General features: G+C 67.7%; 20 protein-coding genes. 17 read left to right on the top strand and 3 right to left on the bottom strand.

Annotation, left to right across the window (positions count from 1 at the left end):
* The 14 genes from mobA (at window position 1) to proB (ending at window position 16467) form a co-directional block, all read left to right on the top strand.
* Window positions 1-606 (top strand): molybdenum cofactor guanylyltransferase, encoded by a 606-nt coding sequence (mobA, locus tag MKCMC460_RS19815; protein ID WP_255731154.1) that lies wholly within the window; start codon window positions 1-3, stop codon window positions 604-606.
* 769 nt (window positions 607-1375) lie between these two features.
* Window positions 1376-1978 (top strand): transglycosylase family protein, encoded by a 603-nt coding sequence (locus tag MKCMC460_RS19810; protein ID WP_238304726.1) that lies wholly within the window; start codon window positions 1376-1378, stop codon window positions 1976-1978.
* 119 nt (window positions 1979-2097) lie between these two features.
* On the top strand, window positions 2098-3354 hold the full coding sequence (locus MKCMC460_RS19805) for a trans-acting enoyl reductase family protein (RefSeq protein ID WP_238304724.1): 1257 nt from the start codon (window positions 2098-2100) through the stop codon (window positions 3352-3354).
* Window positions 3355-3461: 107 nt separating this feature from the next.
* Window positions 3462-4049: a DUF937 domain-containing protein gene (locus tag MKCMC460_RS19800; RefSeq protein ID WP_236982028.1), complete on the top strand. Its 588-nt coding sequence runs from the start codon at window positions 3462-3464 to the stop codon at window positions 4047-4049.
* A 132-nt stretch (window positions 4050-4181) separates the two neighbouring features.
* Window positions 4182-4799, top strand: a complete 618-nt coding sequence (locus tag MKCMC460_RS19795; RefSeq protein WP_236982030.1) for a LysM peptidoglycan-binding domain-containing protein — start codon at window positions 4182-4184, stop codon at window positions 4797-4799.
* A gap of 68 nt (window positions 4800-4867) precedes the next feature.
* A complete protein-coding gene (locus tag MKCMC460_RS19790) occupies window positions 4868-7519 on the top strand; it encodes a valine--tRNA ligase (RefSeq protein ID WP_236982039.1) in 2652 nt (883 codons plus the stop codon).
* Window positions 7516-8946, top strand: a complete 1431-nt coding sequence (locus MKCMC460_RS19785) for a folylpolyglutamate synthase/dihydrofolate synthase family protein (protein ID WP_236982041.1) — start codon at window positions 7516-7518, stop codon at window positions 8944-8946. Before MKCMC460_RS19790 ends, MKCMC460_RS19785 begins: the two co-directional genes overlap by 4 nt.
* Complete coding sequence (locus MKCMC460_RS19780) at window positions 8943-9323, top strand: DUF4233 domain-containing protein (protein ID WP_236982043.1); 381 nt, start codon at window positions 8943-8945, stop codon at window positions 9321-9323. Before MKCMC460_RS19785 ends, MKCMC460_RS19780 begins: the two co-directional genes overlap by 4 nt.
* A 41-nt stretch (window positions 9324-9364) precedes the next feature.
* Window positions 9365-9775 (top strand): nucleoside-diphosphate kinase, encoded by a 411-nt coding sequence (gene ndk, locus MKCMC460_RS19775; RefSeq protein ID WP_238304722.1) that lies wholly within the window; start codon window positions 9365-9367, stop codon window positions 9773-9775.
* A gap of 324 nt (window positions 9776-10099) precedes the next feature.
* Window positions 10100-13051, top strand: a complete 2952-nt coding sequence (locus tag MKCMC460_RS19770; RefSeq protein WP_236982045.1) for an Rne/Rng family ribonuclease — start codon at window positions 10100-10102, stop codon at window positions 13049-13051.
* 215 nt (window positions 13052-13266) lie between these two features.
* Window positions 13267-13578 carry a 50S ribosomal protein L21 gene (rplU, locus tag MKCMC460_RS19765; protein ID WP_180914469.1) on the top strand — a complete coding sequence of 104 codons (312 nt, stop codon included), beginning with the start codon at window positions 13267-13269 and terminating at the stop codon, window positions 13576-13578.
* Between the two features lie 18 nt (window positions 13579-13596).
* Window positions 13597-13857, top strand: coding sequence for a 50S ribosomal protein L27 (gene rpmA / locus MKCMC460_RS19760; RefSeq protein ID WP_236982047.1), 261 nt, complete (start codon window positions 13597-13599; stop codon window positions 13855-13857).
* Window positions 13858-13909: 52 nt separating this feature from the next.
* Window positions 13910-15364 (top strand): GTPase ObgE, encoded by a 1455-nt coding sequence (gene obgE, locus MKCMC460_RS19755; RefSeq protein WP_236982049.1) that lies wholly within the window; start codon window positions 13910-13912, stop codon window positions 15362-15364.
* A complete protein-coding gene (gene proB / locus MKCMC460_RS19750) occupies window positions 15361-16467 on the top strand; it encodes a glutamate 5-kinase (RefSeq protein ID WP_236982051.1) in 1107 nt (368 codons plus the stop codon). Before obgE ends, proB begins: the two co-directional genes overlap by 4 nt.
* A 16-nt stretch (window positions 16468-16483) precedes the next feature.
* Here proB and MKCMC460_RS19745 read toward each other — a convergent pair whose 3' ends face one another.
* On the bottom strand, window positions 16484-17128 hold the full coding sequence (locus MKCMC460_RS19745) for a TetR/AcrR family transcriptional regulator (protein ID WP_236982053.1): 645 nt from the start codon (window positions 17126-17128) through the stop codon (window positions 16484-16486).
* Window positions 17129-17238: 110 nt separating this feature from the next.
* On the opposite strand from MKCMC460_RS19745, the gene MKCMC460_RS19740 reads away from it, so the two are divergent.
* Both MKCMC460_RS19740 and MKCMC460_RS19735 read left to right on the top strand, forming a co-directional pair.
* Window positions 17239-18519 carry a cytochrome P450 gene (locus tag MKCMC460_RS19740; RefSeq protein WP_236982063.1) on the top strand — a complete coding sequence of 427 codons (1281 nt, stop codon included), beginning with the start codon at window positions 17239-17241 and terminating at the stop codon, window positions 18517-18519.
* A 176-nt stretch (window positions 18520-18695) separates the two neighbouring features.
* Window positions 18696-18860 carry a hypothetical protein gene (locus tag MKCMC460_RS19735; RefSeq protein ID WP_236982071.1) on the top strand — a complete coding sequence of 55 codons (165 nt, stop codon included), beginning with the start codon at window positions 18696-18698 and terminating at the stop codon, window positions 18858-18860.
* Here the strand turns inward: MKCMC460_RS19735 and MKCMC460_RS19730 are convergent.
* A complete protein-coding gene (locus MKCMC460_RS19730) occupies window positions 18844-19677 on the bottom strand; it encodes an NAD-dependent protein deacetylase (protein ID WP_236982073.1) in 834 nt (277 codons plus the stop codon). The genes MKCMC460_RS19735 and MKCMC460_RS19730 overlap by 17 nt on opposite strands.
* 72 nt (window positions 19678-19749) lie before the next feature.
* Between MKCMC460_RS19730 and MKCMC460_RS19725 the strand changes: the two genes are divergently transcribed.
* A complete protein-coding gene (locus MKCMC460_RS19725) occupies window positions 19750-21792 on the top strand; it encodes an NAD(+) synthase (RefSeq protein ID WP_238304721.1) in 2043 nt (680 codons plus the stop codon).
* 14 nt (window positions 21793-21806) lie between these two features.
* On the opposite strand, the gene MKCMC460_RS19720 is transcribed toward MKCMC460_RS19725, so the two are convergent.
* Window positions 21807-22664: a ribokinase gene (locus tag MKCMC460_RS19720; RefSeq protein ID WP_236982077.1), complete on the bottom strand. Its 858-nt coding sequence runs from the start codon at window positions 22662-22664 to the stop codon at window positions 21807-21809.
* Window positions 22665-22702 lie beyond the last annotated feature (38 nt).

The raw sequence follows: 22702 nt of genomic DNA, 5'->3' as shown, positions 1-22702 counted from the left end.
GTGCCTGAGGACACTGCCCAGACCGGCGCACTGGCCGGTATCGTGCTCGCCGGCGGTGAATCCCGACGCATGGGTCGAGACAAGGCCACCCTGCCCGTGCCGGGCGGGACGGGCACGCTGGTCGAGCACGTCGTGGGCGTGGTGAGCCAGCGTTGTTCGCCGGTCTACGTGATGGCTGCGCCGGGGCAACCGCTGCCGGCGTTGTCGGCTGCGATTCTGCGTGACGAGGTGCGGGGGCTGGGGCCGCTGCCGGCGGCCGGGCGTGGGCTACGGGCCGCTGCCGCGGCGGGGGCTCAGCTGGCGTTTGTCGCTGCCGTCGACATGCCTTCTCTCACACCCGATTTGATCGACGATCTGATGCGCTTGGCGGTCGAGACCGGCGCCGAGGTGGTGATGCCGTGGGACGGCCGCAGCCACTACCTGGCCGCGGTGTACCGCACGGATCTGGCTGACCGGATCGAGGAGCTGGTCGCTGCCGGGAAGCGCAGTATGCGTGACCTGATCGACGCGTCGGATTCCCAGCAGATCGTGCTGGCCTCCTCAGGAGTGTTGACCAACGTCAACACCGAGGATGACTTGCTCGCACCGGCGCGCTCGGGTCGCTGACGCCAAACGTCAACTGCGACAGGCGTTTTGGGGTAGCCCACCGTTGGTCAGCCATCGGGCTACCGTTTGAAAAATTTTTTCTCACAACAACATTCACTTGATCTATGGCTAAATACTAGGTTTGGTAAGGGTTTTCGGGGTTTCGTGCATTGCCGGGTGTTACGGCTTTTCGAATGTCCCGAGGTGCCAATGGGACTCGTGTGATCCACCGCAGGATTGCAATAGGTACCGACGACATTTGACGAAGTTCTTTGTGGGGCAGGTCACTTCGACTAACCTGCGGCCGTTGATTTGATCGTGTGTCGGATAACGAAATTCGGTGGTGCAGCTCACAATTTATGCGTGATTCGGCTCACCAAACGGGTTCTGCGACAACGGATCGTCTTTACGCCGAAACGAGTATCTGACCTGCGGGAACCATCGGTTGGCCGCGCTGTGATCCGCCCGTTATCGAACCGACACTTCTTTGCGGCCGAGATGACGAATCCAAATCGTTATCGTACGGTCCCTGTAGCCCGAAAGCGGGTCGTAATAAACCAAAACTGAATCCACGGATACGCGTGTGAGCGGAGCTGGGATGGCGCCCGAAAATTTGGGGTCGCCCCGCGGGTGATGGCGTCCAGCCACCCCGGTAGATCTAGCCCTCCGCTGTTGTGCCGAAAAGAGACGGCACACCTCGAAGCGATCAGCGTCCTGTTGACGCACCAAGCACAACCCAACCCACAGCTGTGGGCTGGCTTCGGCGCGCGCGCAACGAAAGGAACAATCCTTGAAGAACGTCCGCAAGACGCTCATCGTCGCCGCGATTACCGGAACACTCGTGACCGTGCCGACCGCCGGCATCGCTCATGCGGATGTCCCCGGCGTCGACCCCAACGTCGCCCCGGGTTTCGACCCCGGCGCCCCGGCGCCCGACGCGCCGGCGGCCACGGAGAACGCGGGCTTCGACCCGAGCCAGCCGGCTCCGGACGCGCCGCCTGCCCCGGACGCTCTGCCGGCGCCCGACGCGCCCCCTGCGCCCGACGCGCCGCCCGCCCCGGACGCGCCACCGGCCCCGGAGAACGCCGGGTTCGACCCGAGCCAGCCGGCTCCGGACGCGCCGCCGGTCGGCGAGGTCCCCGCGCCCGCCCCGGTCCGGGCCTACAGCGTGAACTGGGACGCGATCGCGCAGTGCGAGTCCGGTGGTAACTGGGGGATCAGTACCGGCAACGGCTACGCCGGTGGCCTGCAGTTCACCTCCAGCACCTGGCATGCCAACGGCGGCGCGGGCTCTCCGGCCGGCGCCAGCCGCGAGGAGCAGATCCGGGTGGCCGAGAACGTGCTGCATTCGCAGGGGATCGGCGCATGGCCGGTCTGCGGCCGCCGCGGCTGACCTGAGTAGCGACAGACGCAAAAGCACCCGCACGCTTCGGCGTGTCGGGTGCTTTTGCGTCCGTTCGTCGGTCCGGGCCACGCTCAGAACCGCGGCACCCCGCGAGTAGCGTCGGGCGGGTGACTGAAACACCACGCGAATTCGACATCATCCTCTACGGCGCAACGAGCTTCGTGGGGAAGCTGACCGCTGAATACCTTGCCCGGGCCGGCGGCGACGCGCGCATCGCGTTGGCCGGCAGGTCCAGCGACAAGCTCAAAGCGGTGCGCGAGAATTTGGGGGAGCCCGCCCAGTCCTGGCCGCTGGTGTGCGCGGACGCCACGAGACCGGCCACCCTCGAGGAGATGGCAGCCCGCACCCGGGTCGTCATCACCACCGTCGGGCCGTACACCCGCTACGGGCCGCCGCTGGTGGCCGCGTGTGCTGCGGCGGGCACCGACTATGCCGACTTGACCGGCGAGGCGATGTTCGTCCGCGAGAGCATCGACCTCTACCACAAGCAGGCCGCCGACACCGGTGCCCGCATCGTGCATGCCTGCGGCTTCGACTCGATCCCGTCCGACCTCTCCGTGTTCGCGCTGTATCGTGCCGCCCAGCGCGACGGCACCGGTGAGCTGGACGACACCAACCTGGTGGTGCGCTCGATGCGAGGCGGCGCCTCTGGGGGCACCATCGCGTCCGTGCTGGAGGTGCTGCGTACCGCATCAGAGGATCCCGAAGCGCGCCGCCAGATGACCGACCCCTACACCCTGAGCACCGACCGCAGCGCGGAACCCGAGCTGGGTTCGCAGCCCGACCTGCCGCTGCGCCGGGGTCGTCACATCGCTCCGGAACTGGACGGTGTATGGACGGCGGGTTTCTTGATGGCGCCCTACAACACTCGAATTGTGCGGCGTAGCAACGCATTGCTGGATTGGGCGTACGGGCGACGGTTCCGCTACAGCGAGACCATGAGCGTGGGATCCTCGCCGGTGGCGCCGTTGGCCTCGGCGGTGGTGACCGGACTGGGCAATGTGATGATGGGTCTGGGCAGCCGCTACTTCCGGCTGCTGCCGCCGCGACTGGTGGAACGGGTGGTCCCGAAGCCGGGCACCGGGCCCAGCGCCGAGAGTCGGCAGCGCGGTTACTACAAGATCGACACCTACACCACGACCAGCACCGGTGCGCGTTATGTGGCGCGGATGGAGCAGCGCGGCGACCCCGGCTACCAGGCGACCTCGGTTCTGCTGGGCGAGTGCGGGCTCGCGCTGGCTAAAGACCGCGACAAGCTCTCCGACCTGCACGGCGTGCTGACCCCCGCGGCCGCGATGGGCGATGCGCTGCTGGCGCGTTTCCCAAGCGCGGGTGTATCCCTGCGGACCGAGCGGTTAAATTGACGCACGGGTTGGAATTGGGCTGCGTCTAGGGGTGTCGAACCAGATCGCGCGAGTCTAGTGTCGTAAGTGACGCGCCTTTACCCAACCGCAACGAAGGTGGATAGCCAATGGCCGGGCTCGATGACCTGTACGCGCAAATCTCCACCTCGGACATCGCGTCCAAGCTGGGTGCCGATCAAGGCGAGGTGGAAAAAGCGGTACATACGCTGGTGCCGGTGCTACTGAGCGGATTGCAGCACACCTCGCAGGACCCCGAGAATGCCAGCAAGATCGAGTCTGCGGCCAGCGGTCAAGCCGCCCGCGGCCTGCTCGACGCCGGCGGCGGTGTGGCCCAGGTCGACGAAGCAGCCGGGCATCAGGCCGTCGCGACCCTGTTCGGCGGCAAGGACACCGACCAGGTCGCAGCGGCATTGGCCAGTGGCGGAGCCGGCAACAGCGACCTGCTCAAGCAGCTGTTGCCGGTCATCCTGCCAATTGTGTTGGCCTACATAGGAAAACAGCTCGGTTCCGGCGGGGCGCCGGAGACCAGCGCCGCGCAGCAGCGCACCTCCGGCGGTGGGCTCGGTGACATCCTGGGCAGCATCCTCGGGGGCGGCAACGACAAGTCTCTCGGCGGCATCCTCGGCAGTGTGCTGGGCGCCAAGGGGGGCGGTCTGGGCGACATCCTGGGCGGCCTGCTGGGCGGCAAGAAATAGCCAGCGCGACAACAGGATTGCGTTGATCGGAATCAGGTCTGGGCCGTCTTGAGGTCAGTAGTTCGAATTCAGGGGTGTAGGTAGCACGGTCGACGTCTGTCGACCGGCCAAACGAGATTGAGAGGGAAAGTCATGTCAGACACACTCACCGAGGGACAGAAACTGGTGCGGGGGGAGTCGCTGGTCTCCAACAACGGGGCGTACACGCTGACCCTGCAGGACGACGGCAACCTGGTCCTCGCCGTGTGGGGCAAGCCGCTGTGGTCTACCTCGACCAACGGTCAGGATGTGGTGCGTGCCGAGGTGCAGCGCGACGGCAACTTCGTGCTCTACACCGCCGACAAGCCGGTGTGGCACACCGACACCAAGGGCAAGAAGAACGTCCGACTGGTTCTGCAGGACGACCGCAACCTGGTGCTCTACTCCGGTGACGGTCCGGCGTGGTCCACCAAGACCGAGACCGACGCGCCGCCGCCGGCCAACCCGAATGCCGAAGCCGCCGGTGCCGACGACAAGAGCGCCGACGACAGCGCGCCGGCCGAAGAAGTGGTGTCCGAGGCGGTTGCCGAAGAGCCGGCCGAGCCCGCTCCGCCCGCCGCGCGGACCTACACCGTGGAGTCCGGTGACACCCTGTGGGCCATCGCCGAGCGTTTCTACGGAGACGGCAGCAAGTACCAGGTGATCGCGGATGCCAGCGGCATCCCGAACCCCGACCTGATCCACCCCGGCCAGGAGCTCACCATCCCGTAATCGGGCGTTTGCGCTGCGGTTTCAGGCCCATAAGCGGTGGCGTGGCTGGCGGTTCCTAGAATTGACCGGTGACCGCCAGCCCCCGCCCCGCCGACGACCAGCTGCCCAAGTCGTGGGATCCGGCCGCGATGGAGGGCACGATCTATCAGAAGTGGCTCGACGGCGGCTACTTCACCGCCGACCCGAATAGCACCAAACCGGCGTACTCGATCGTCCTGCCGCCACCCAACGTGACCGGCACCCTGCACATGGGCCACGCGCTCGAGCACACCATGATGGACGCCCTGACCAGGCGCAAGCGCATGCAGGGCTACGAGGTGCTGTGGCAACCGGGCATGGATCACGCCGGCATCGCCACCCAGAGCGTGGTGGAAAAGCAGCTTGCCGTCGACGGGAAGACGAAGGAAGACTTCGGCCGCGAGCTGTTCGTCGAGAAGGTGTGGGACTGGAAGCGTGAGTCCGGCGGTGCGATCGGTGGCCAGATGCGCCGGCTCGGCGACGGGGTCGACTGGAGCCGCGACCGGTTCACCATGGACGAAGGTCTGTCGCGGGCGGTGCGGACGATCTTCAAGCGCCTCTACGACGCCGGACTGATCTATCAGGCCGAGCGCCTGGTCAACTGGTCGCCGGTGCTGCAGACCGCGATCTCCGACCTCGAGGTCAACTACCAGGACGTCGAAGGCGAGCTGGTGTCGTTCCGGTACGGCTCACTGGACGACTCCCAACCGCACATCGTGGTCGCGACCACGCGGGTGGAGACCATGCTGGGCGACACCGCGATCGCGGTGCACCCCGACGACGAGCGCTACCGGCACCTGGTGGGCACCAGGCTGCCGCACCCCTTCGTGGACCGGGACATGATCGTCGTCGCCGACGAACACGTCGACCCCGAATTCGGCACTGGCGCAGTCAAAGTCACCCCGGCTCACGACCCGAACGACTTCGAGATCGGGTTGCGTCACCAGTTGCCGATGCCCTCGATCATGGACACCAGGGGTCGAATCGCTTACACCGGGACGCAATTCGACGGCATGGACCGGTTCGAGGCGCGGGTCGCGGTGCGCGAGGCGCTGGCCGCGCAAGGCCGGGTGGTCGAGGAGAAACGCCCCTATCTGCACAGTGTCGGACACTCCGAGCGCAGCGGCGAGCCGATCGAGCCGCGGCTGTCGCTGCAGTGGTGGGTTCGGGTGGAGTCGATGGCCAAGGCGGCCGGCGACGCGGTTCGCAACGGCGACACGGTGATTCACCCCGCAAGTTTGGAACCGCGCTGGTTCGCCTGGGTCGACGACATGCACGACTGGTGCATTTCGCGCCAGTTGTGGTGGGGCCATCGCATCCCGATCTGGTACGGGCCCAACGGCGAGATGGTGTGCGTGGGTCCCGATGACACGCCGCCGGACGGCTGGAAACAGGACCCCGACGTGCTGGACACCTGGTTCTCCTCGGCGCTGTGGCCGTTCTCCACCCTGGGCTGGCCGTCGAAGACCCGGGAACTGGAAAAGTTCTATCCCACCAGCGTTCTGGTCACCGGATACGACATTCTGTTCTTCTGGGTGGCCAGGATGATGATGTTCGGTACCTACGTCGGCGGTGACGACGCGATCACCCTGGACGGTGCGCGCGGTCCGCAGGTGCCGTTCACCGACGTGTTCCTGCACGGCCTGATCCGCGACGAGTTCGGCCGCAAGATGAGCAAGTCCAAGGGCAACGTCATCGACCCGTTGGACTGGATGGACAAATACGGCGCCGACGCGTTGCGGTTCACCTTGGCCCGCGGTGCCAACCCCGGTGGCGACCTGGCCATCGGCGAGGACGCCGTGCGGGCCTCGCGCAACTTCGGCACCAAGTTGTTCAACGCCACCCGTTATGCACTGATGAACGGTGCCGCTTTGGCTCCGCTGCCGCCGCCGGAGCAGTTGACCGACGCCGACCGGTGGATTCTGGGCCGGTTGGAACAGGTTCGGGCCGAGGTGGATTCGGCTTTCGACAGCTACGAGTTCAGCCGGGCGTGTGAGTCGCTGTATCATTTCGCCTGGGACGAGTTCTGCGACTGGTACGTCGAGCTGGCCAAAACCCAACTCGCCCAAGGTCTTACCCACACCACCGCAGTGCTGGCCGCCGGCCTGGACGCGCTGCTGCGGCTGCTGCATCCGGTGATTCCGTTCATCACCGAAGCGCTCTGGCAGGCCCTCACCGGGCAGGAGTCGTTGGTGGTCGCCGACTGGCCCAGGCCCTCCGGTATCTCCCTGGATCCTGTTGCGGCGCAACGGATCACCGACATGCAGCGGCTGGTGACAGAGATCCGCCGGTTCCGCAGCGACCAGGGCCTGGCCGACCGGCAGAAGGTGCCGGCGCGGCTGACCGGCGTGGACGACGCCGACCTGACCGGACAGGTACCCGCGGTGACGTCGCTGGCCTGGCTCACCGCTGCGGGCGACGACTTCGGTGCGTCGGTGTCGCTGGAAGTGCGACTGAGCACCGCAACGGTGGTGGTCGAGCTCGACACCTCCGGCACCATCGACGTGGCCGCCGAACGCCGGCGTCTGGAAAAGGATTTGGCCGCAGCGCAAAAGGAGCTGGCCTCGACCGCGGCCAAACTGGCCAACGCGGACTTTCTGGCGAAGGCGCCCGAAGCGGTCGTCGGCAAGATCCGCGGGCGTCAGCAGCTCGCGCAAGAGGAATTTGACCGCATCACCGCCAGACTGGCTGCGCTGCAGTGAATCCCGAGCCTGACTGGTCCGAACAGGTCACCGACGCCGCGCCCACGCCGGACGAGATCGCCGCACTGCTGCAGGTCGAGCATCTGCTGGACCAGCGGTGGCCGGAAACCAAGATCGAGCCGAGCCTGACCCGGATCAGCGCGCTGCTGGACCTGCTGGGCTCGCCACAGTTGAGTTACCCGTCGATCCACATCGCGGGCACCAACGGCAAGACTTCGGTGGCCCGGATGGTCGACGCGTTGCTCACCGCCCTGCAGATGCGTACCGGACGTACCACCAGCCCGCACCTGCAGGCCGCGGTCGAGCGGATTTCGATCGACGGCAAGCCGATCAGTCCGGCCCGGTATGTGGCGACCTACCGGGAGATCGAGCCGTTCGTGCAGATGATCGACGAACAGGCAATTGCTGGCGGGGCCCCGGCGATGAGCAAGTTCGAGGTGCTGACCGCGATGGCGTTCGCGGCGTTCGCGGACGCACCGGTGGACGTCGCCGTCGTCGAGGTGGGGATGGGCGGACGCTGGGACGCCACCAACGTGATCAATGCACCGGTGGCCGTCATCACCCCGATCGGAGTCGACCACGTGGAGTATCTCGGTCACGACATCGGTGGGATCGCGGGCGAGAAGGCGGGCATCATCACCCGGGCGCCCGACGGCTCGCCGGACACCGTCGCGGTGATCGGCCGGCAGCAGCCGGAGGCGATGGAGGTGCTGCTGAGCCAGACGGTGCGCGCCGATGCCGCGGTGGCCCGCGAGGATTCGGAGTTCGCGGTGCTGGGGCGCCAGGTCGCGATCGGGGGTCAGGTGCTCGAGCTGCAGGGCCTGGGTGGGGTGTACACCGACATCTATCTGCCGTTGCACGGGGAACATCAGGCGCACAACGCGGCGGTGGCGTTGGCCGCGGTCGAGGCCTTCTTCGGCGCAGGGGCCCAGCGCCAACTCGACGTGGACGCGGTGCGGGCCGGCTTCGCCGCCGTCGCCAGCCCCGGACGGATGGAGCGGATGCGCAGCGCCCCAACGGTTTTCATCGACGCCGCGCACAATCCGGCCGGGGCGGCCGCGCTGGCCCGGACGCTGACCGACGAGTTCGACTTCGCGACCTTGGTCGGCGTGCTCAGCGTGATGGCCGACAAAGACGTCGACGGAATCCTGGCCGCGCTGGAACCGGTGTTCGACTCGATCGTGGTGACCCACAACGGATCGCCGCGAGCTCTCGACGTCGAGGGGTTGGCGCTGGCGGCCCAGCAGCGGTTCGGACCCGACCGGGTGGTCACCGCCGAGAACATGCGCGACGCCATCGACGCCGCGACCGCCCTGGTGGACGCGGCCCAAGCAGAGGACCTGTCTTCCGGCGCCGGAATCGTCATCACCGGATCGGTCGTCACCGCCGGCGCAGCCCGCACCTTGTTCGGACGTGATCCGGCATGACCGGGCAGTCGCCGCCTACCAACGCCGCGCCGGACCCGTGGAAAAGCTTCGCCGGGGTGATGGCGGGCACGCTCATCCTCGAGGCGATCGTGGTGCTGCTGGCGATACCGGTGGTGGGTGTGGTCGGGGGCGGCCTGGGTGCGGGTTCGCTGAGCTACCTGATCGGGCTGGCCGTGGTGTTGGTGGCACTGTCCGGTGTCCAGCGCAAACCCTGGGCGATCTGGGTCAATCTGGCCGCACAGCTGCCGCTGGTCGCGGGCTTCCTGGTGTACCCGGCGGTGGGGTTCATCGGGGTGTTGTTCGCCGCGGTGTGGGCGCTGATCGCCTATCTGCGGGCCGAGGTCCGGCGCCGCCAGGAAGGGCCGCCGGCAGCGTAGCGGTTTGGGTGCAGCCCGTCGGACCTTTAGTCTTAGCCACCGTGACCGAACGGACCCTGGTACTGATCAAGCCCGACGGCGTGCAACGCCGGTTGACCGGGGAGATTCTCAGCCGCATCGAGCGCAAGGGGCTCACCCTGGCGGCCCTGCAGCTGCGGACCGTCGACGACGCGCTGGCCCGCCAGCACTACGCCGAACACGACGGCAAGCCGTTCTTCGGGTCGCTGCTGGAGTTCATCACTTCGGGGCCGGTGGTGGCCGCTGTAGTGGAGGGACCGCGGGCGATCGCGGCATTCCGGCAACTGGCCGGCGGGACCGACCCGGTGGACAAGGCCACGCCCGGAACCATCCGGGGCGATTTCGGCCTGGAAACGCAGTACAACCTGGTGCACGGGTCCGATTCGGCCGAGTCGGCCCAGCGCGAGATCGGGCTCTGGTTTCCCGGCCTCTGACCTCGGCGCGCCGGTAGTGCGGTGCGGGCCTCCGGCTCAGGGGTGACCAACTCGCTTTCTGGGTGTGGGATACTGACTCTCGGGTGAACGTCGTCGAACTGGCGTCGGTCACCCGAATGAAGACTTCGACAAGCGCGACCATCGCCAGTCCGCGGTGCGGCGCAGCAGGTCGGGCCGTCATTCAGTACGGCGCCGAGTGGGTTCGATCTGGGCCGCTCGGGGCGAGACCATCACAAGTCCGGGAGAAGTGACCCGGACTCATAGCGAAGCCCTCGCGTGGCCGCGTCGACTAGGACGACGCGCCCGGGGGCTTGAGGAGAATACGTGGTAGACGGTGCCCCACCTTCAGACACAGCAAACGAGCCGACACCGCACGAGGAACTGCCGGACCGCTTGAGAGTCCATTCGCTCGCGCGCACCCTGGGGACCACCAGCAGGCGGGTCCTGGATGCGCTGGCCGCGCTGGACGGGCGGGTCCGCAGCGCGCACTCCAGCGTCGATCAGGTCGACGCGGTGCGGGTGCGCGACCTGATCGCGGCGCAACCCGACACCCAGCCCGAGGCCGCCGCCGAGGCCGCTGAGGCGCAGCCCGCCGAGCCCGAGTCGCGGCTGCTGCTCGAGACGCCGGAGACGCCGGAGACGCCCGGGCCCGCCCCCGAGCGGCCGCCGTACATGCCGCTGTTCGTCGCACCGCAGCCGCTGCCCGAGCGCACCGAACCTACGGCTGCTGCCCCCGCCGTCGAGGAGGTAGACGAGGACGCCGAGGACGAGGTCGCCGACATCGCCGATGACGACGAGGACGATCAGGCCGACCGCCCGGCCAACAAGCGACGTCGGCGGGGTCGCCGGGGACGTGGCCGCGGTCGCGGGGAACAGGGCGGTCCGGACGGGCCCGGGGAGAACCAGAGCCAAACCGGCGAGGACGGCACCGATTCCGATCAGGACCAAGAATCCGACGACGGCGACGGCGACGACGCCGACGGCAGCGACAACGGCGACGACGACAACGGTTCGGGTGACGGCGCCAGTCGCCGTCGCCGGCGGCGCCGGCGGCGCAAGTCGGGTGCCAGTGAAGACGGTGACGACAGCCCGTCGCCGGACGACCCGCCCAACACCGTCGTACACGAGCGCGCACCGCGCGGCGGGAAGTCGGGTTCGGACAACGGCGACTCGTCCGGTTCCGGTGAGATCAAGGGCATCGACGGTTCGACGCGGCTGGAAGCCAAGCGTCAGCGCCGCCGGGACGGACGCGACGCCGGCCGGCGCCGGCCGCCGGTACTGAGCGAGGCGGAATTCCTGGCCCGCCGCGAAGCCGTGGAACGGGTGATGGTGGTCCGGGACCGGGTGCGCACCGAACCTCCGCACCCAGGTGCCCGATACACCCAGATCGCGGTGCTCGAAGACGGCATCGTCGTGGAGCACTTTGTGACGTCGGCCGCCTCGGCATCGCTGGTCGGCAACATTTACCTGGGCATTGTGCAGAATGTGTTGCCCTCGATGGAGGCCGCGTTCGTCGACATCGGCCGCGGCCGCAACGGCGTGCTCTACGCGGGTGAGGTGAACTGGGAGGCCGCCGGCCTGGGCGGGGCAGACCGCAGGATCGAGCAGGCGCTCAAGCCGGGCGACTACGTGGTGGTGCAGGTCAGCAAGGACCCGGTCGGTCACAAGGGCGCGCGGTTGACCACGCAGGTTTCCCTGGCCGGGCGCTATCTGGTGTACGTGCCGGGCGCATCGTCGACCGGGATCAGCCGCAAGCTGCCCGACACCGAGCGGCAACGGCTCAAGGAGATCCTGCGCGAGGTCGTTCCGTCTAATGCGGGCGTCATCATCCGCACCGCATCCGAGGGCGTCAAAGAGGAGGACATCCGCGGCGATGTCACCCGGTTGCAGGAACGCTGGAACCAGATCGATGCCAAGGCCGCCGAGACCAAGCAGAAGGCCGCGGGCGCCGCGGTGGCGCTCTACGAAGAGCCCGACGTGTTGGTCAAGGTCATCCGGGACCTATTCAACGAAGACTTCTCCGGGCTGATCGTGTCCGGCGACGAAGCCTGGACGACTATCAACGACTACGTGAATTCCGTTGCTCCCGACCTGGTTTCAAAGCTCACCAAGTATGAGCCCGCCAGTGAGAACGCTCCGGACGTGTTCGCGGTGCACCGCATCGACGAGCAGCTGGCCAAGGCGATGGACCGCAAGGTGTGGCTGCCGTCCGGCGGCACCCTGGTGATCGATCGGACCGAAGCCATGACGGTGATCGACGTCAACACCGGCAAGTTCACCGGCTCCGGGGGCAACCTGGAACAGACCGTCACCAAGAACAACATCGAGGCCGCCGAGGAGATCGTGCGCCAACTGCGGTTGCGCGACATCGGCGGCATCATCGTGATCGACTTCATCGACATGGTGCTGGAGTCCAACCGGGACCTGGTGCTGCGCCGATTGACCGAGGCGCTGGCCCGCGACCGCACCCGTCACCAGGTGTCGGAGGTGACGTCGCTGGGCCTGGTGCAGTTGACCCGCAAGCGGCTGGGTACCGGCCTGATCGAGGCGTTTTCGAGTTCCTGTCCGCAGTGCGCGGGCCGGGGGATTCTGCTGCACGCCGACCCGGTCGACTCGGCACCGGCGACCGGCCGCAAGTCCGAGTCCACCAGCCGGCGCAATCGGCGGTCCAAGAAGAACCGCTCCGACGAGAACGGTGAAAAGGCCGTGGTGGCCAAGGTGCGGGTGCACGCCCCGGGTGAGCACCCGATGTTCAAGGCGATGGCCGCGTCCGCCCGTGACGACGACGAATCCGATGAGTCGGAAGAGGATTCGGCAGGTGCGGGCGAAGAGCTACTGCCCGCCGACCTGGTTGCCGCGGACGACGCCGACGATGCGGACTTCGAGGACTCCGACGACTCCGATGACGAGGACACCGACGAGGAGGACTCCGATGACGAGGAGGACTCCGATGACGAGGATGACCTCGACGACGAGGACCTGGCGGATGACGACCTCGAGGACGAGGACGAAGACGAAGACGTCGAGGACGACGAGTCCGACGAGATCGCCGACACCGAGGACGAGGACGAGGACGACGAGGATTCCGACGAGGACGACGACTCCGACGAGGACGAGGACGACGAGGACTCCGACGACGACGAGGACGAGGGCGACGAGGACGACACCACCGACACCAGAGCATCTGTCGTGGTGGTCGAGCAGGTCTCCGTTATCGGCCCACGCCGCCGGCGCGCGGCCGGCCGGCCGGCCGGGCCGCCGATCCACGCTGACTAGGTGAAGAGGGATAACAGCAGCACACGCTGGGCCGCATGCCCGGTTTGACCCTGTAGCCGCTGGTCACGTACCCTTGGACAGTTGTCGTCAGGCCGGGCAGATGCTGGCCGGTGACAGTGGGGCACAGATCTCGCACTGAACCCGCACAAGACCACCCACCGCGCACCGTCGCTAGCACGCGCGCGAAGCACGAGGACGAAGAGGCAGGAGAACCGATGGCGACCTACGCAATCGTCAAGACCGGCGGTAAGCAGTACAAGGTCGCCGTCGGCGACGTCGTCAAGGTCGAGAAGCTGGAGTCGGAGCCGGGCGCCAGCGTGTCGCTGCCGGTCGCCCTGGTCGTCGACGGCGCCGACGTCACCACCGACGCCAAGGCCCTGGAAAAGGTCGCCGTCACCGGTGAAGTGCTCGAGCACACCAAGGGGCCCAAGATCCGCATCCACAAGTTCAAGAACAAGACCGGCTACCACAAGCGGCAGGGACACCGTCAGCAGCTGACGGTGCTCAAGGTCACCGGCATCAAGTAGCGACTAGGGGCGACAGACATGGCACACAAGAAGGGCGCTTCCAGCTCACGCAATGGTCGGGACTCGGCAGCTCAGCGACTTGGCGTCAAGCGGTTCGGCGGTCAGGTAGTCAAGGCCGGTGAGATCCTGGTCCGCCAGCGCGGCACCAAGTTCCACCCCGGAGTCAACGTGGGCCGCGGCGGCGACGACACCCTGTTCGCCAAGGCGGCCGGGGCGGTCCAGTTCGGCGTCAAGGGCGGCCGCAAGACCGTGAGCATCGTCGGGCCCAGCTCGGACTAGTCCGGGCCTGAGCGCCGCGGGTGCGCCCGCGACCAATTAAGGGGATAGCCCGATGCCTCGATTCGTCGATCGGGTCGTCATACATGCGCGGGCGGGTTCCGGCGGCAACGGCTGCGCATCGGTTCACCGCGAGAAGTTCAAGCCGCTGGGCGGCCCCGACGGGGGCAACGGCGGCCGCGGCGGCAGCATCGTCTTCGTCGTCGACCCGCAGGTCCACACGCTGCTGGACTTCCATTTCCGCCCGCACGTGACCGCGCCGTCGGGCAAGCAGGGGATGGGCAACAACCGTGACGGTGCGGCCGGCGCGGACCTGGAGGTCAAGGTTCCCGACGGCACCGTCGTGCTGGACGAGAACGGCCGGCTGCTGGCCGACCTGGTCGGCGCGGGCACCCGATTCGAGGCGGCCGCCGGCGGTCGCGGCGGCCTGGGTAATGCCGCGCTGGCTTCCCGAGCCCGCAAGGCCCCGGGTTTCGCACTGCTGGGCGAGCCCGGGCAGGCCCGCGACCTCACCCTGGAGCTCAAGACGGTCGCCGACGTCGGGCTGGTCGGCTTCCCGTCGGCGGGCAAGTCCTCGCTGGTGTCGGTCATCTCGGCGGCCAAGCCCAAGATCGCCGACTATCCCTTCACCACGCTGGTTCCCAACCTGGGTGTGGTCTCGGCCGGCGAGAATTCCTTCACGGTGGCCGACGTGCCGGGTCTGATTCCGGGTGCGTCGGAAGGCCGCGGTCTGGGCCTGGATTTCCTGCGGCACATCGAGCGGTGCGCGGTGCTGGTGCACGTGGTGGACTGCGCCACTGCCGAGCCCGGTCGCGACCCCATCTCCGATATCGATGCTCTGGAAGCCGAACTCGCCGCCTACACGCCCACACTGCAGGGCGACGCGGTGCTGGGCGACCTGGCCGAGCGGCCACGGGCGGTGGTGCTCAACAAGATCGACGTGCCCGAGGCCCGTGAGTTGGCCGAGTTCGTCCGCGACGAGATCGCGCAGCGCGGCTGGCCGGTGTTCCTGGTGTCGACGGTGACCCGAGAAGGGTTGCAGCCGTTGATCTTCGGGCTGTGGCAGATGGTATCGGAGTACCACGCGGCGCGTCCTGCGGTGGTGCCGCGGCGACCGGTGATCCGCCCGGTTCCGGTGGACGACAGTGGTTTCACCGTGGAACCGGATGGGCAGGGCGGTTTCGTGGTGACCGGCGCCCGGCCCGAGCGCTGGATCGGCCAGACCAACTTCGACAACGACGAGGCCGTCGGATACCTGGCCGACCGGTTGGCCCGTCTCGGCGTGGAGGATGAACTGCTGCGCCTGGGCGCGCAACCCGGTTGCGCGGTGACCATCGGTGACATGACTTTCGACTGGGAGCCGCAAACCCCTGCGGGAATTGATGTTCCGTTGACCGGGCGGGGCACCGACGCGCGGTTGGAGCGCACCGACCGGATGGGTGCTTCGGAGCGCAAGGCGGCCCGGCGGCAGCGCCGCGAACGCGATGCGCAACCTGGCGAACCCGGATGAGAAGCCCGCATCGCGACGCCATCCGTACCGCGCGCAGTCTGGTCGTCAAAGTCGGCACCACGGCGCTGACCACCGAGTCGGGCATGTTCGACGCCGGTCGGCTGGCCGATCTGGCCGATGCCATCGAGGCGCGGATGAAAGCGGGCACCGACGTCGTCATCGTGTCCTCGGGGGCCATCGCCGCCGGTATCGAGCCACTCGGGTTGGCGCGTCGGCCAAAGGATTTGGCGACCAAGCAGGCGGCGGCCAGCGTTGGGCAGGTCGCGTTGGTGAACTCGTGGAGTGCGGCGTTCGCCCGGTACGGCCGAACCGTGGGGCAGGTACTGCTGACCGCGCACGACATCTCCATGCGGGTCCAGCACACCAACGCCCAGCGCACCCTGGACCGGCTGCGCGCGCTGCACGCGGTGGCGATCGTCAACGAGAACGACACGGTGGCTACCAACGAGATCCGGTTCGGCGACAACGACCGGCTCTCCGCGCTGGTCGCGCACCTGGTGGGCGCCGAGGCGCTGGTGCTGCTCTCCGACATCGACGGCCTCTACGATGCGGATCCGCGAAAAGTCAAGGGCGCCAAGTTCATTCCCGAGGTGACCGGCCCGCAGGACTTGGACGGGGTGATCGCCGGCCAGGGCAGCCACCTGGGCACCGGCGGGATGGCGTCGAAGATGTCCTCGGCGCTGCTGGCCGCCGACGCCGGGGTGCCGGTGCTGCTGGCCCCGGCGAACGATGCCGCGTCCGCACTCACCGATGCCTCGGTGGGCACCGTGTTCGCGCCGCGGGCCGAGCGGATGTCGGCGCGCCGGTTCTGGGTGCGTTATGCGGCCGAGTCGGCCGGGTCGCTAGCGCTGGACGCCGGCGCGGTGCGCGCCGTCGTCTCCCAGCGTCGCTCGCTGTTGCCCGCGGGCATCACCGCGGTGTCGGGCAAGTTCTTCGGCGGCGACGTCGTCGAATTGTGCGGGCCCGACGGAACGGTGGTGGCGCGCGGCGTGGTGGCCTACGACGCTGCCGAACTGGCCACCATGATGGGCCGGTCCACCTCGGCGCTACCCGATGAACTGCGGCGGCCCGCCGTGCACGCCGACGACCTGGTGGCCGTCTGAGCTGGCGGGTGCGGACCTACTTGGCCGGCTCCAGATACAGTGCACCCCAGATGATTTCGACCAACGTCGCGGCGAGTTCGATGTCATATTCGCGGGGCTGGGCAGGAAGGTTCTGCTGGCAGGCCCGTTCCACCATCCAGGTCAGGGCCGAAGCGGTGGTGACCGCGGGCAGCGTACTGCGGATGGAGCCGTCGGCCTGGCCTTCCTCGATGACCTGGGTTACCTGCTCGATGACGGCGCCCAACAGTTCCCGGTAGGCGTGGGCGGTGGTGGGGTCGTAGCCGGAAACCTCGTTGAGGGCGATCAGCACCGGCTGGTGGCGACGGTAGCTGGCGATAATGCCGGAGATCGCGGCGCGGACGTCGTCGGGATTGCGCCGCGAGGCCACATCCCACCAGCGGCGCCCGTTGCTGGCCAGATCGTGGAACACCTGACCGGCCAGCCGGCGCAGCAGGTGGCCCTTGTCCTCGAAATAGATGTAGAAGCTGGCGCGGGAGATGCCTGCCTCGGTCGCCAACCGGTCGACGCTGAGCTCGGTGAAGCTGGTGCCGTCGCGCATCAGCCGTTCGGTGGCTTCCAGCAGCCGGGCTTCCATCTGCTCTTGTCGTTGCCGGCGGCCCTGTTCGCGATTGCCCGGGGATTTGCGGGTCACGGTCGGCATCGTCCGAGCATAACGGATGCTCTGACGTGTTGACTAGACGTTATGTCTAGGCATATCGTCAGGAAAAGCCCGTTGTGACCGACGCCATAGTCGACGTGAGGATCGCCCCGATGACCAGCTCTGCGAGCACTTCGTCCCCGACCGATGCCACCACCCGTCCCTACGACGCGATCGACCTCTCGTCGAAAGCGTTCTGGACCTCGACGGCCGCCGAACGAGAGCGATCGTTCGCTGCGCTGCGTGCCGAACGCCCGGTGAGCTGGCAGCCGCCCGTCGAAGGCGACCTGATCGAGAACCCCGCCGACCCCGGTTACTGGGCCGTCACCCGGCGCGCCGACATCGTCACCGTCAGCCGCAACAACGAGGTGTTCCTGTCCGGCAAGGGGGTGATGTTCGCCGACATCCCCGAAGAACTCCTGGAAGCCTCGCAGTCCTTCCTCGCCATGGATCCGCCGCGACACACCAAGTTGCGCAAGCTGGTCAGCGCCGCGTTCACCCCGCGTCAGGTCCGCCGCATCGAGGAATCCATCCAGCGCAACGCCCGCACCATCGTCGAGGAGTTGCGGGCGGCCGGCAGCGGCGCCGACTTCGTCGACCTGTGTGCCAAAGAACTGCCCATCCGCACCCTGTCCGAAATCGCCGGCATTCCGGCGTCCGAGGAGCACCAGGTGGCCAGCGCCGCCGATGCGGTGGTGTCCTGGGCGGACCCCGAATACCTCGCCGGGCGTAACCCGCTCGAGCTGCTGGTCCAGAATCAGATGTATCTGCACCAGGTGGCCGGGGTGCTGGCCGCACAGCGCCGCGAGGAGCCCGGCGACGACCTGTTCAGCGAGTTGGTGAACGCCGAGGTGGACGGCGACCGGCTCACCGACGCCGATGTGGCCGCCTTCTTCGTGCTGCTCGCGGTGGCCGGTAACGACACCACTCGCCAGACCGCGAGCCACGCGCTGAAAGCGCTGACCGACTTTCCCGACCAGAAGGCTTGGTTGCAAGAGGATTTCGACAACCGGATCGGCACGGCCGTCGAGGAGTTCATCCGATACGCCACTCCGGTGATGACGTTCCGCCGCACCGCCGCAACGGATTGCGAGCTGGGCGGCCAGCAGATCCGCGCCGGTGAGAAGGTGGCGATGTTCTACGCCTCCGGCAACTGGGACCGCGATGCGTTCGACCATCCAGAACGCCTGGACCTGGCCCGAAATCCCAACCCGCACCTGGGATTCGGTGGCGGCGGCGTGCACTTCTGCCTGGGCGCGCACGTGGCCAGGGCGCAACTGCGGGCCCTGTTCGGCGAGTTGCTCCGCCAGGTTCCCGAAATCCAGGCCGGCGAACCGTCGTACGTCGTCGGCAACTTCATCCACGCGATCCGCAGCATGCCCTGCACCTTCTGAGATTTCGGCGGTACTGTCGCGACCGCGCGACTGTCTTGAAGTGACCGCGTGCGCGGTCGCTTCAAGAAATCGTCAAGAAATCGTTGAGGATCCACCTAGTCGTCTCCGAAAAACTCGTCGTATCAGCGAACCCGGCCGGGTCGCTACGACAGAGATTCGGAGAGATCATGTGGGCTTTGACAACTTCCAACGGACTGCGGGTCGACAACATCCGGTTCGAGCGCGACGCCAGAATGGCCGTGCACAACCTGGGTTACCCGCGAGCCATCGGCCCGTACTCCTGGCAGGTCGTGGACAACCAGGGACGGCAGTTCGTCGCCGAGGTCAGAAAGGCGCGCTGACAACCAGTTCCGCGGTCAGCAGCGTCAGAATTTCCGAACAACCGCCGTCGACCTTGACGGTGGACAGGTCGTCGCCGCGGGTCGCGCCCCGGTTGACGATCGCTACCGGGATACCGTGGGCCGCTGCGTGTCGGACGAACCGGTAGCCGGAGAACACCGTCAGCGACGAGCCGGCGACCAGCAGCGCCTCCGCCTGGTCCACCAATGAATATGCTTCGGCTACAACCCCTTTGGGGACACTCTCGCCGAAGTAGACGATGTCGGGTTTGAGCATGCCCCCGCAGTGCGGGCAGTCGAGATAGCGGAACGACTCGGTTTCGGCGACGACGGCGTCCGCATCCGGCGCCACCGCCAGCCCGCCGACGGACTCGGCGCGCTCGACGAACCCGGGGTTGAGCGCCTCCAGTTGCTCGGCGAGGGCGGCGCGGCTCATGGCGTGACCACAGCCCAGGCAGGCGACCTGCGCGTAGGTGCCGTGCAGATTCACCACGTTGGCGCTGCCGGCCTTGGTGTGCAGCAGGTCGACGTTCTGCGTGATCACCCCGCAGACCACTCCCGCCTGTTCCAGGGCAGCCAGCGCGTAATGGCCCGCATTGGGCCGGGTGTCGTCCATGTGCCGCCAGCCGAGATGATTGCGGGCCCAGTACCGCTGCCGGAACACCGGATCTGAGGTGAACTGGCGGATCGTCATCGGATTGCTGGGCGGCGAGTCGGGTCCCCGATAATCGGGTATGCCGGAGTCCGTGGAAATGCCTGCACCGGTGAGCACCGCAATTCGCCGGCCGGACAGCATCGCGACGAGCTCGGGAGATTCCATGCATTCGAGAGTAGGCACCTTTGCGGGACGGGCTTCGGGCGTCACGGGCGCCGCACGCCACAATGGTGGGCGATGAACTTCTATTCGGCCTACCAGCACGGGTTCCTGCGCGTCGCCGCATGCACGCACCACACCACCATCGCCGACCCGGCGGCCAACGCCGCGTCGGTGCTGCAGGTGGCCCGCGAATGTCACGACGAGGGTGTCGGATTGGCGGTGTTCCCCGAACTGACACTGTCCGGCTACTCGATCGAGGACATTCTGCTCGCCGACGCCCTGCTCGACGCGGTCGAGGATGCGCTGGCTGACCTGGTCGCCGAATCGGCCGGCCTGCTGCCGGTCCTGGTGGTGGGTGCGCCGCTGCGGCATCGGCACCGCGTCTACAACACCGCGCTGGTGGTGCACCGTGGTGCGGTGCTCGGGGTGATCCCCAAGTCCTACCTGCCGAACTATCGGGAGTTCTACGAGCGACGCCAAATGGCCGCCGGGGACGACGAGCGCGGCACCATTCGGGTGGCGGGCCGGGACGCGCCGTTCGGGCCGGACCTGTTGTTCGCCGCGGCCGACCTGCCCGGTTTCGTGCTGCACGTGGAGATCTGCGAGGACATGTTCGTTCCGGTGCCGCCCAGCGCCGAGGCCGCCCTGGCTGGTGCGACGGTGCTGGCCAACCTGTCCGGCAGCCCGATCACGGTGGGCCGCGCCGAGGACCGGTCACTGCTGGCGCGGTCGGCGTCGGCGCGCTGCCTGGCCGCGTACATATACGCGGCTGCGGGGGAGGGCGAGTCGACGACCGATCTGGCCTGGGACGGCCAGACGATGATCTGGGAGAACGGTGCGCTGCTGGCACAATCCGAACGCTTCCCGAAAGGCGGGCGCCGCTCGGTGGCCGACGTCGACACCGAGCTGCTGCGCTCGGAACGGTTGCGGATGGGCACCTTCGACGACAACCGGCGTCACCACGCCGCCGTGACGGACGCGTTCCGGCGCATCGAGTTTCGGCTCGACCCGCCCGACGGCGACATCGGTCTGCTGCGCACTGTGGAGCGCTTCCCCTTCGTGCCCGCCGATCCGCAACGGCTGCAGCAGGATTGCTATGAGGCGTACAACATCCAGGTGTCGGGTCTCGAGCAGCGGTTGCGGGCATTGGACTACCCGAAGGTGGTCATCGGTGTTTCCGGCGGGCTGGATTCGACGCACGCGTTGATCGTCGCCGCTCGGGCGATGGACCGGGAAGGCCGGCCGCGCAGCGACATCCTGGCCTTCACACTGCCGGGGTTCGCCACCGGCGATCGCACCAAGGCCAACGCGGTCAAGTTGTCCCGTGCGCTGGGAGTCAACTTCGAGGAAATCGACATCCGGGACACGGCCAAGGGGATGCTCGCCGAGATGGGCCATCCGTTCGCGCGGGGCGAGAAGGTCTACGACGTCACGTTCGAGAATGTGCAGGCCGGCCTGCGCACCGACTACCTCTTCCGGTTGGCCAACCAGCGCGGCGGCATCGTGCTGGGCACCGGCGACCTCTCCGAACTGGGGCTGGGCTGGTCGACCTACGGTGTCGGCGACCAGATGTCGCACTACAACGTCAACGGCGGCGTGCCGAAAACGTTGATCCAGCACCTGATTCGCTGGGTCATCTCCGCCGACGAGTTCGACGAGCAGGTCGGCGAGATCCTGCAGTCGGTGCTGGACACCGAGATCACCCCCGAGCTGGTTCCCTCCGGCGAAGAGGAGGAATTGCAGAGCAGCGAGGCCAAGGTCGGACCCTATGCCCTGCAGGACTTTTCACTGTTCTACGTGCTGCGCTACGGCTTCCGCCCGTCCAAGATCGCCTTTCTGGCCCGGCATGCCTGGAGCGATGCCGAGCGCGGCAGCTGGCCGCCCGGTTTCCCCGAAGACAAGCGACCGGTCTACTCGCTGGCCGAGATCCGGCACTGGCTGAAGGTCTTCGCGCAGCGGTTCTACTCGTTCAGCCAGTTCAAACGTTCGGCACTGCCCAACGGTCCCAAGGTTTCCCATGGCGGTGCGCTGTCGCCGCGCGGGGATTGGCGGGCCCCCTCGGACATGTCCGCGCGGATCTGGCTGGACGAGATCGAACGTCACGTGCCCGAGGACTGAATTCTTCGTCGAGCTCAGTCGAGCATGGCCGCGTAGATCGCCGCCGCGGTGGGCGCACAGTCACCCGCTCCGGGAGTCAACGTGGCCAGGGCGCCGGCCGCGCAGGCACGCCGAATCGCACTTCGCCGCTGGGCGGCAGAGCCCGGTGCGCGCGGCCAGTTCGCGGCGAGCACCCCGGCGAACACGTCACCGGCGCCGGTGGTGTCGACCGCCGTAACCGTCGGCGCGGCCACCTCGAACTCGCCGTCGACGCCGGCGTAGCGCGCGCCGCGTGCTCCCAGAGTCGTCACGAAGTGCGCGGTCGGCCAATGCCATTGGGCGGCCTCACCCTCATTGGCGATCACCACGTCGGTGACGGATGCCAATGCGGCCAGTGATTCCCGATGCGCCGGTGCGGCGTTGACCATCACGACCGCCCCCGCAGATTGCGCCCGTCGCGCCGCGGACACCACCGTCGGCACCGGAATCTCTAACTGGGTCAACAACACATCGCAGTCGAAGGTGACGGCGGGGCCAAGCGACACCTGTGCGTTGGCGCCCGGTACGACCACGATCAGATTCTCGGCGCCGGCATCGACGACGACGATCGCCGTTCCACTGGGGCCGGACACTGCGACCAGGTGATCCAACCCGACACCGTTGCCGCGCAGGTGCTCCCGCAACTGCTCGGCCGCCGGGTCGTCTCCGACGGCGCCGACGAACTGTACGCGCGCACCCGCACGCGCCGCTGCGATCGCCTGATTGGCGCCCTTGCCTCCGGGCGCATACGACAGCGACGATGCCAGCACCGTCTGGCCCGGCGCCGGCAGCGAGGTGACCTGTAACGTCAGGTCGAGATTCACGCTGCCGACGACCGTCACTCGCTTCGCCATAGCGTCGAGGCTAACGACACCGGCGGGCGGGCATCACC

Source organism: Mycobacterium sp. 20KCMC460, assembly GCF_022179425.1.
In the GTDB taxonomy this organism is placed as follows: domain Bacteria; phylum Actinomycetota; class Actinomycetes; order Mycobacteriales; family Mycobacteriaceae; genus Mycobacterium; species Mycobacterium kiyosense.
The sequence above is the reverse complement of the archived record's forward strand: the minus strand, read 5'-3'. Positions and strand labels throughout refer to the sequence as shown.

What these genes read in the sequence shown, in the direction of transcription:
- MKCMC460_RS19795 (WP_236982030.1), top strand. Translation starts at nt 4,182, where the DNA reads ATGTCAGACACACTCACCGAGGGACAGAAACTGGTGCGGGGGGAGTCG.
- rpmA (WP_236982047.1), top strand. Translation starts at nt 13,597, where the DNA reads ATGGCACACAAGAAGGGCGCTTCCAGCTCACGCAATGGTCGGGACTCG.
- rplU (WP_180914469.1), top strand. Translation starts at nt 13,267, where the DNA reads ATGGCGACCTACGCAATCGTCAAGACCGGCGGTAAGCAGTACAAGGTC.
- MKCMC460_RS19730 (WP_236982073.1), bottom strand. Translation starts at nt 19,677, where the DNA reads ATGGAATCTCCCGAGCTCGTCGCGATGCTGTCCGGCCGGCGAATTGCG.
- MKCMC460_RS19720 (WP_236982077.1), bottom strand. Translation starts at nt 22,664, where the DNA reads ATGGCGAAGCGAGTGACGGTCGTCGGCAGCGTGAATCTCGACCTGACG.
- MKCMC460_RS19780 (WP_236982043.1), top strand. Translation starts at nt 8,943, where the DNA reads ATGACCGGGCAGTCGCCGCCTACCAACGCCGCGCCGGACCCGTGGAAA.
- MKCMC460_RS19745 (WP_236982053.1), bottom strand. Translation starts at nt 17,128, where the DNA reads ATGCCGACCGTGACCCGCAAATCCCCGGGCAATCGCGAACAGGGCCGC.
- MKCMC460_RS19800 (WP_236982028.1), top strand. Translation starts at nt 3,462, where the DNA reads ATGGCCGGGCTCGATGACCTGTACGCGCAAATCTCCACCTCGGACATC.
- MKCMC460_RS19725 (WP_238304721.1), top strand. Translation starts at nt 19,750, where the DNA reads ATGAACTTCTATTCGGCCTACCAGCACGGGTTCCTGCGCGTCGCCGCA.
- MKCMC460_RS19740 (WP_236982063.1), top strand. Translation starts at nt 17,239, where the DNA reads ATGACCAGCTCTGCGAGCACTTCGTCCCCGACCGATGCCACCACCCGT.
- proB (WP_236982051.1), top strand. Translation starts at nt 15,361, where the DNA reads ATGAGAAGCCCGCATCGCGACGCCATCCGTACCGCGCGCAGTCTGGTC.
- obgE (WP_236982049.1), top strand. Translation starts at nt 13,910, where the DNA reads ATGCCTCGATTCGTCGATCGGGTCGTCATACATGCGCGGGCGGGTTCC.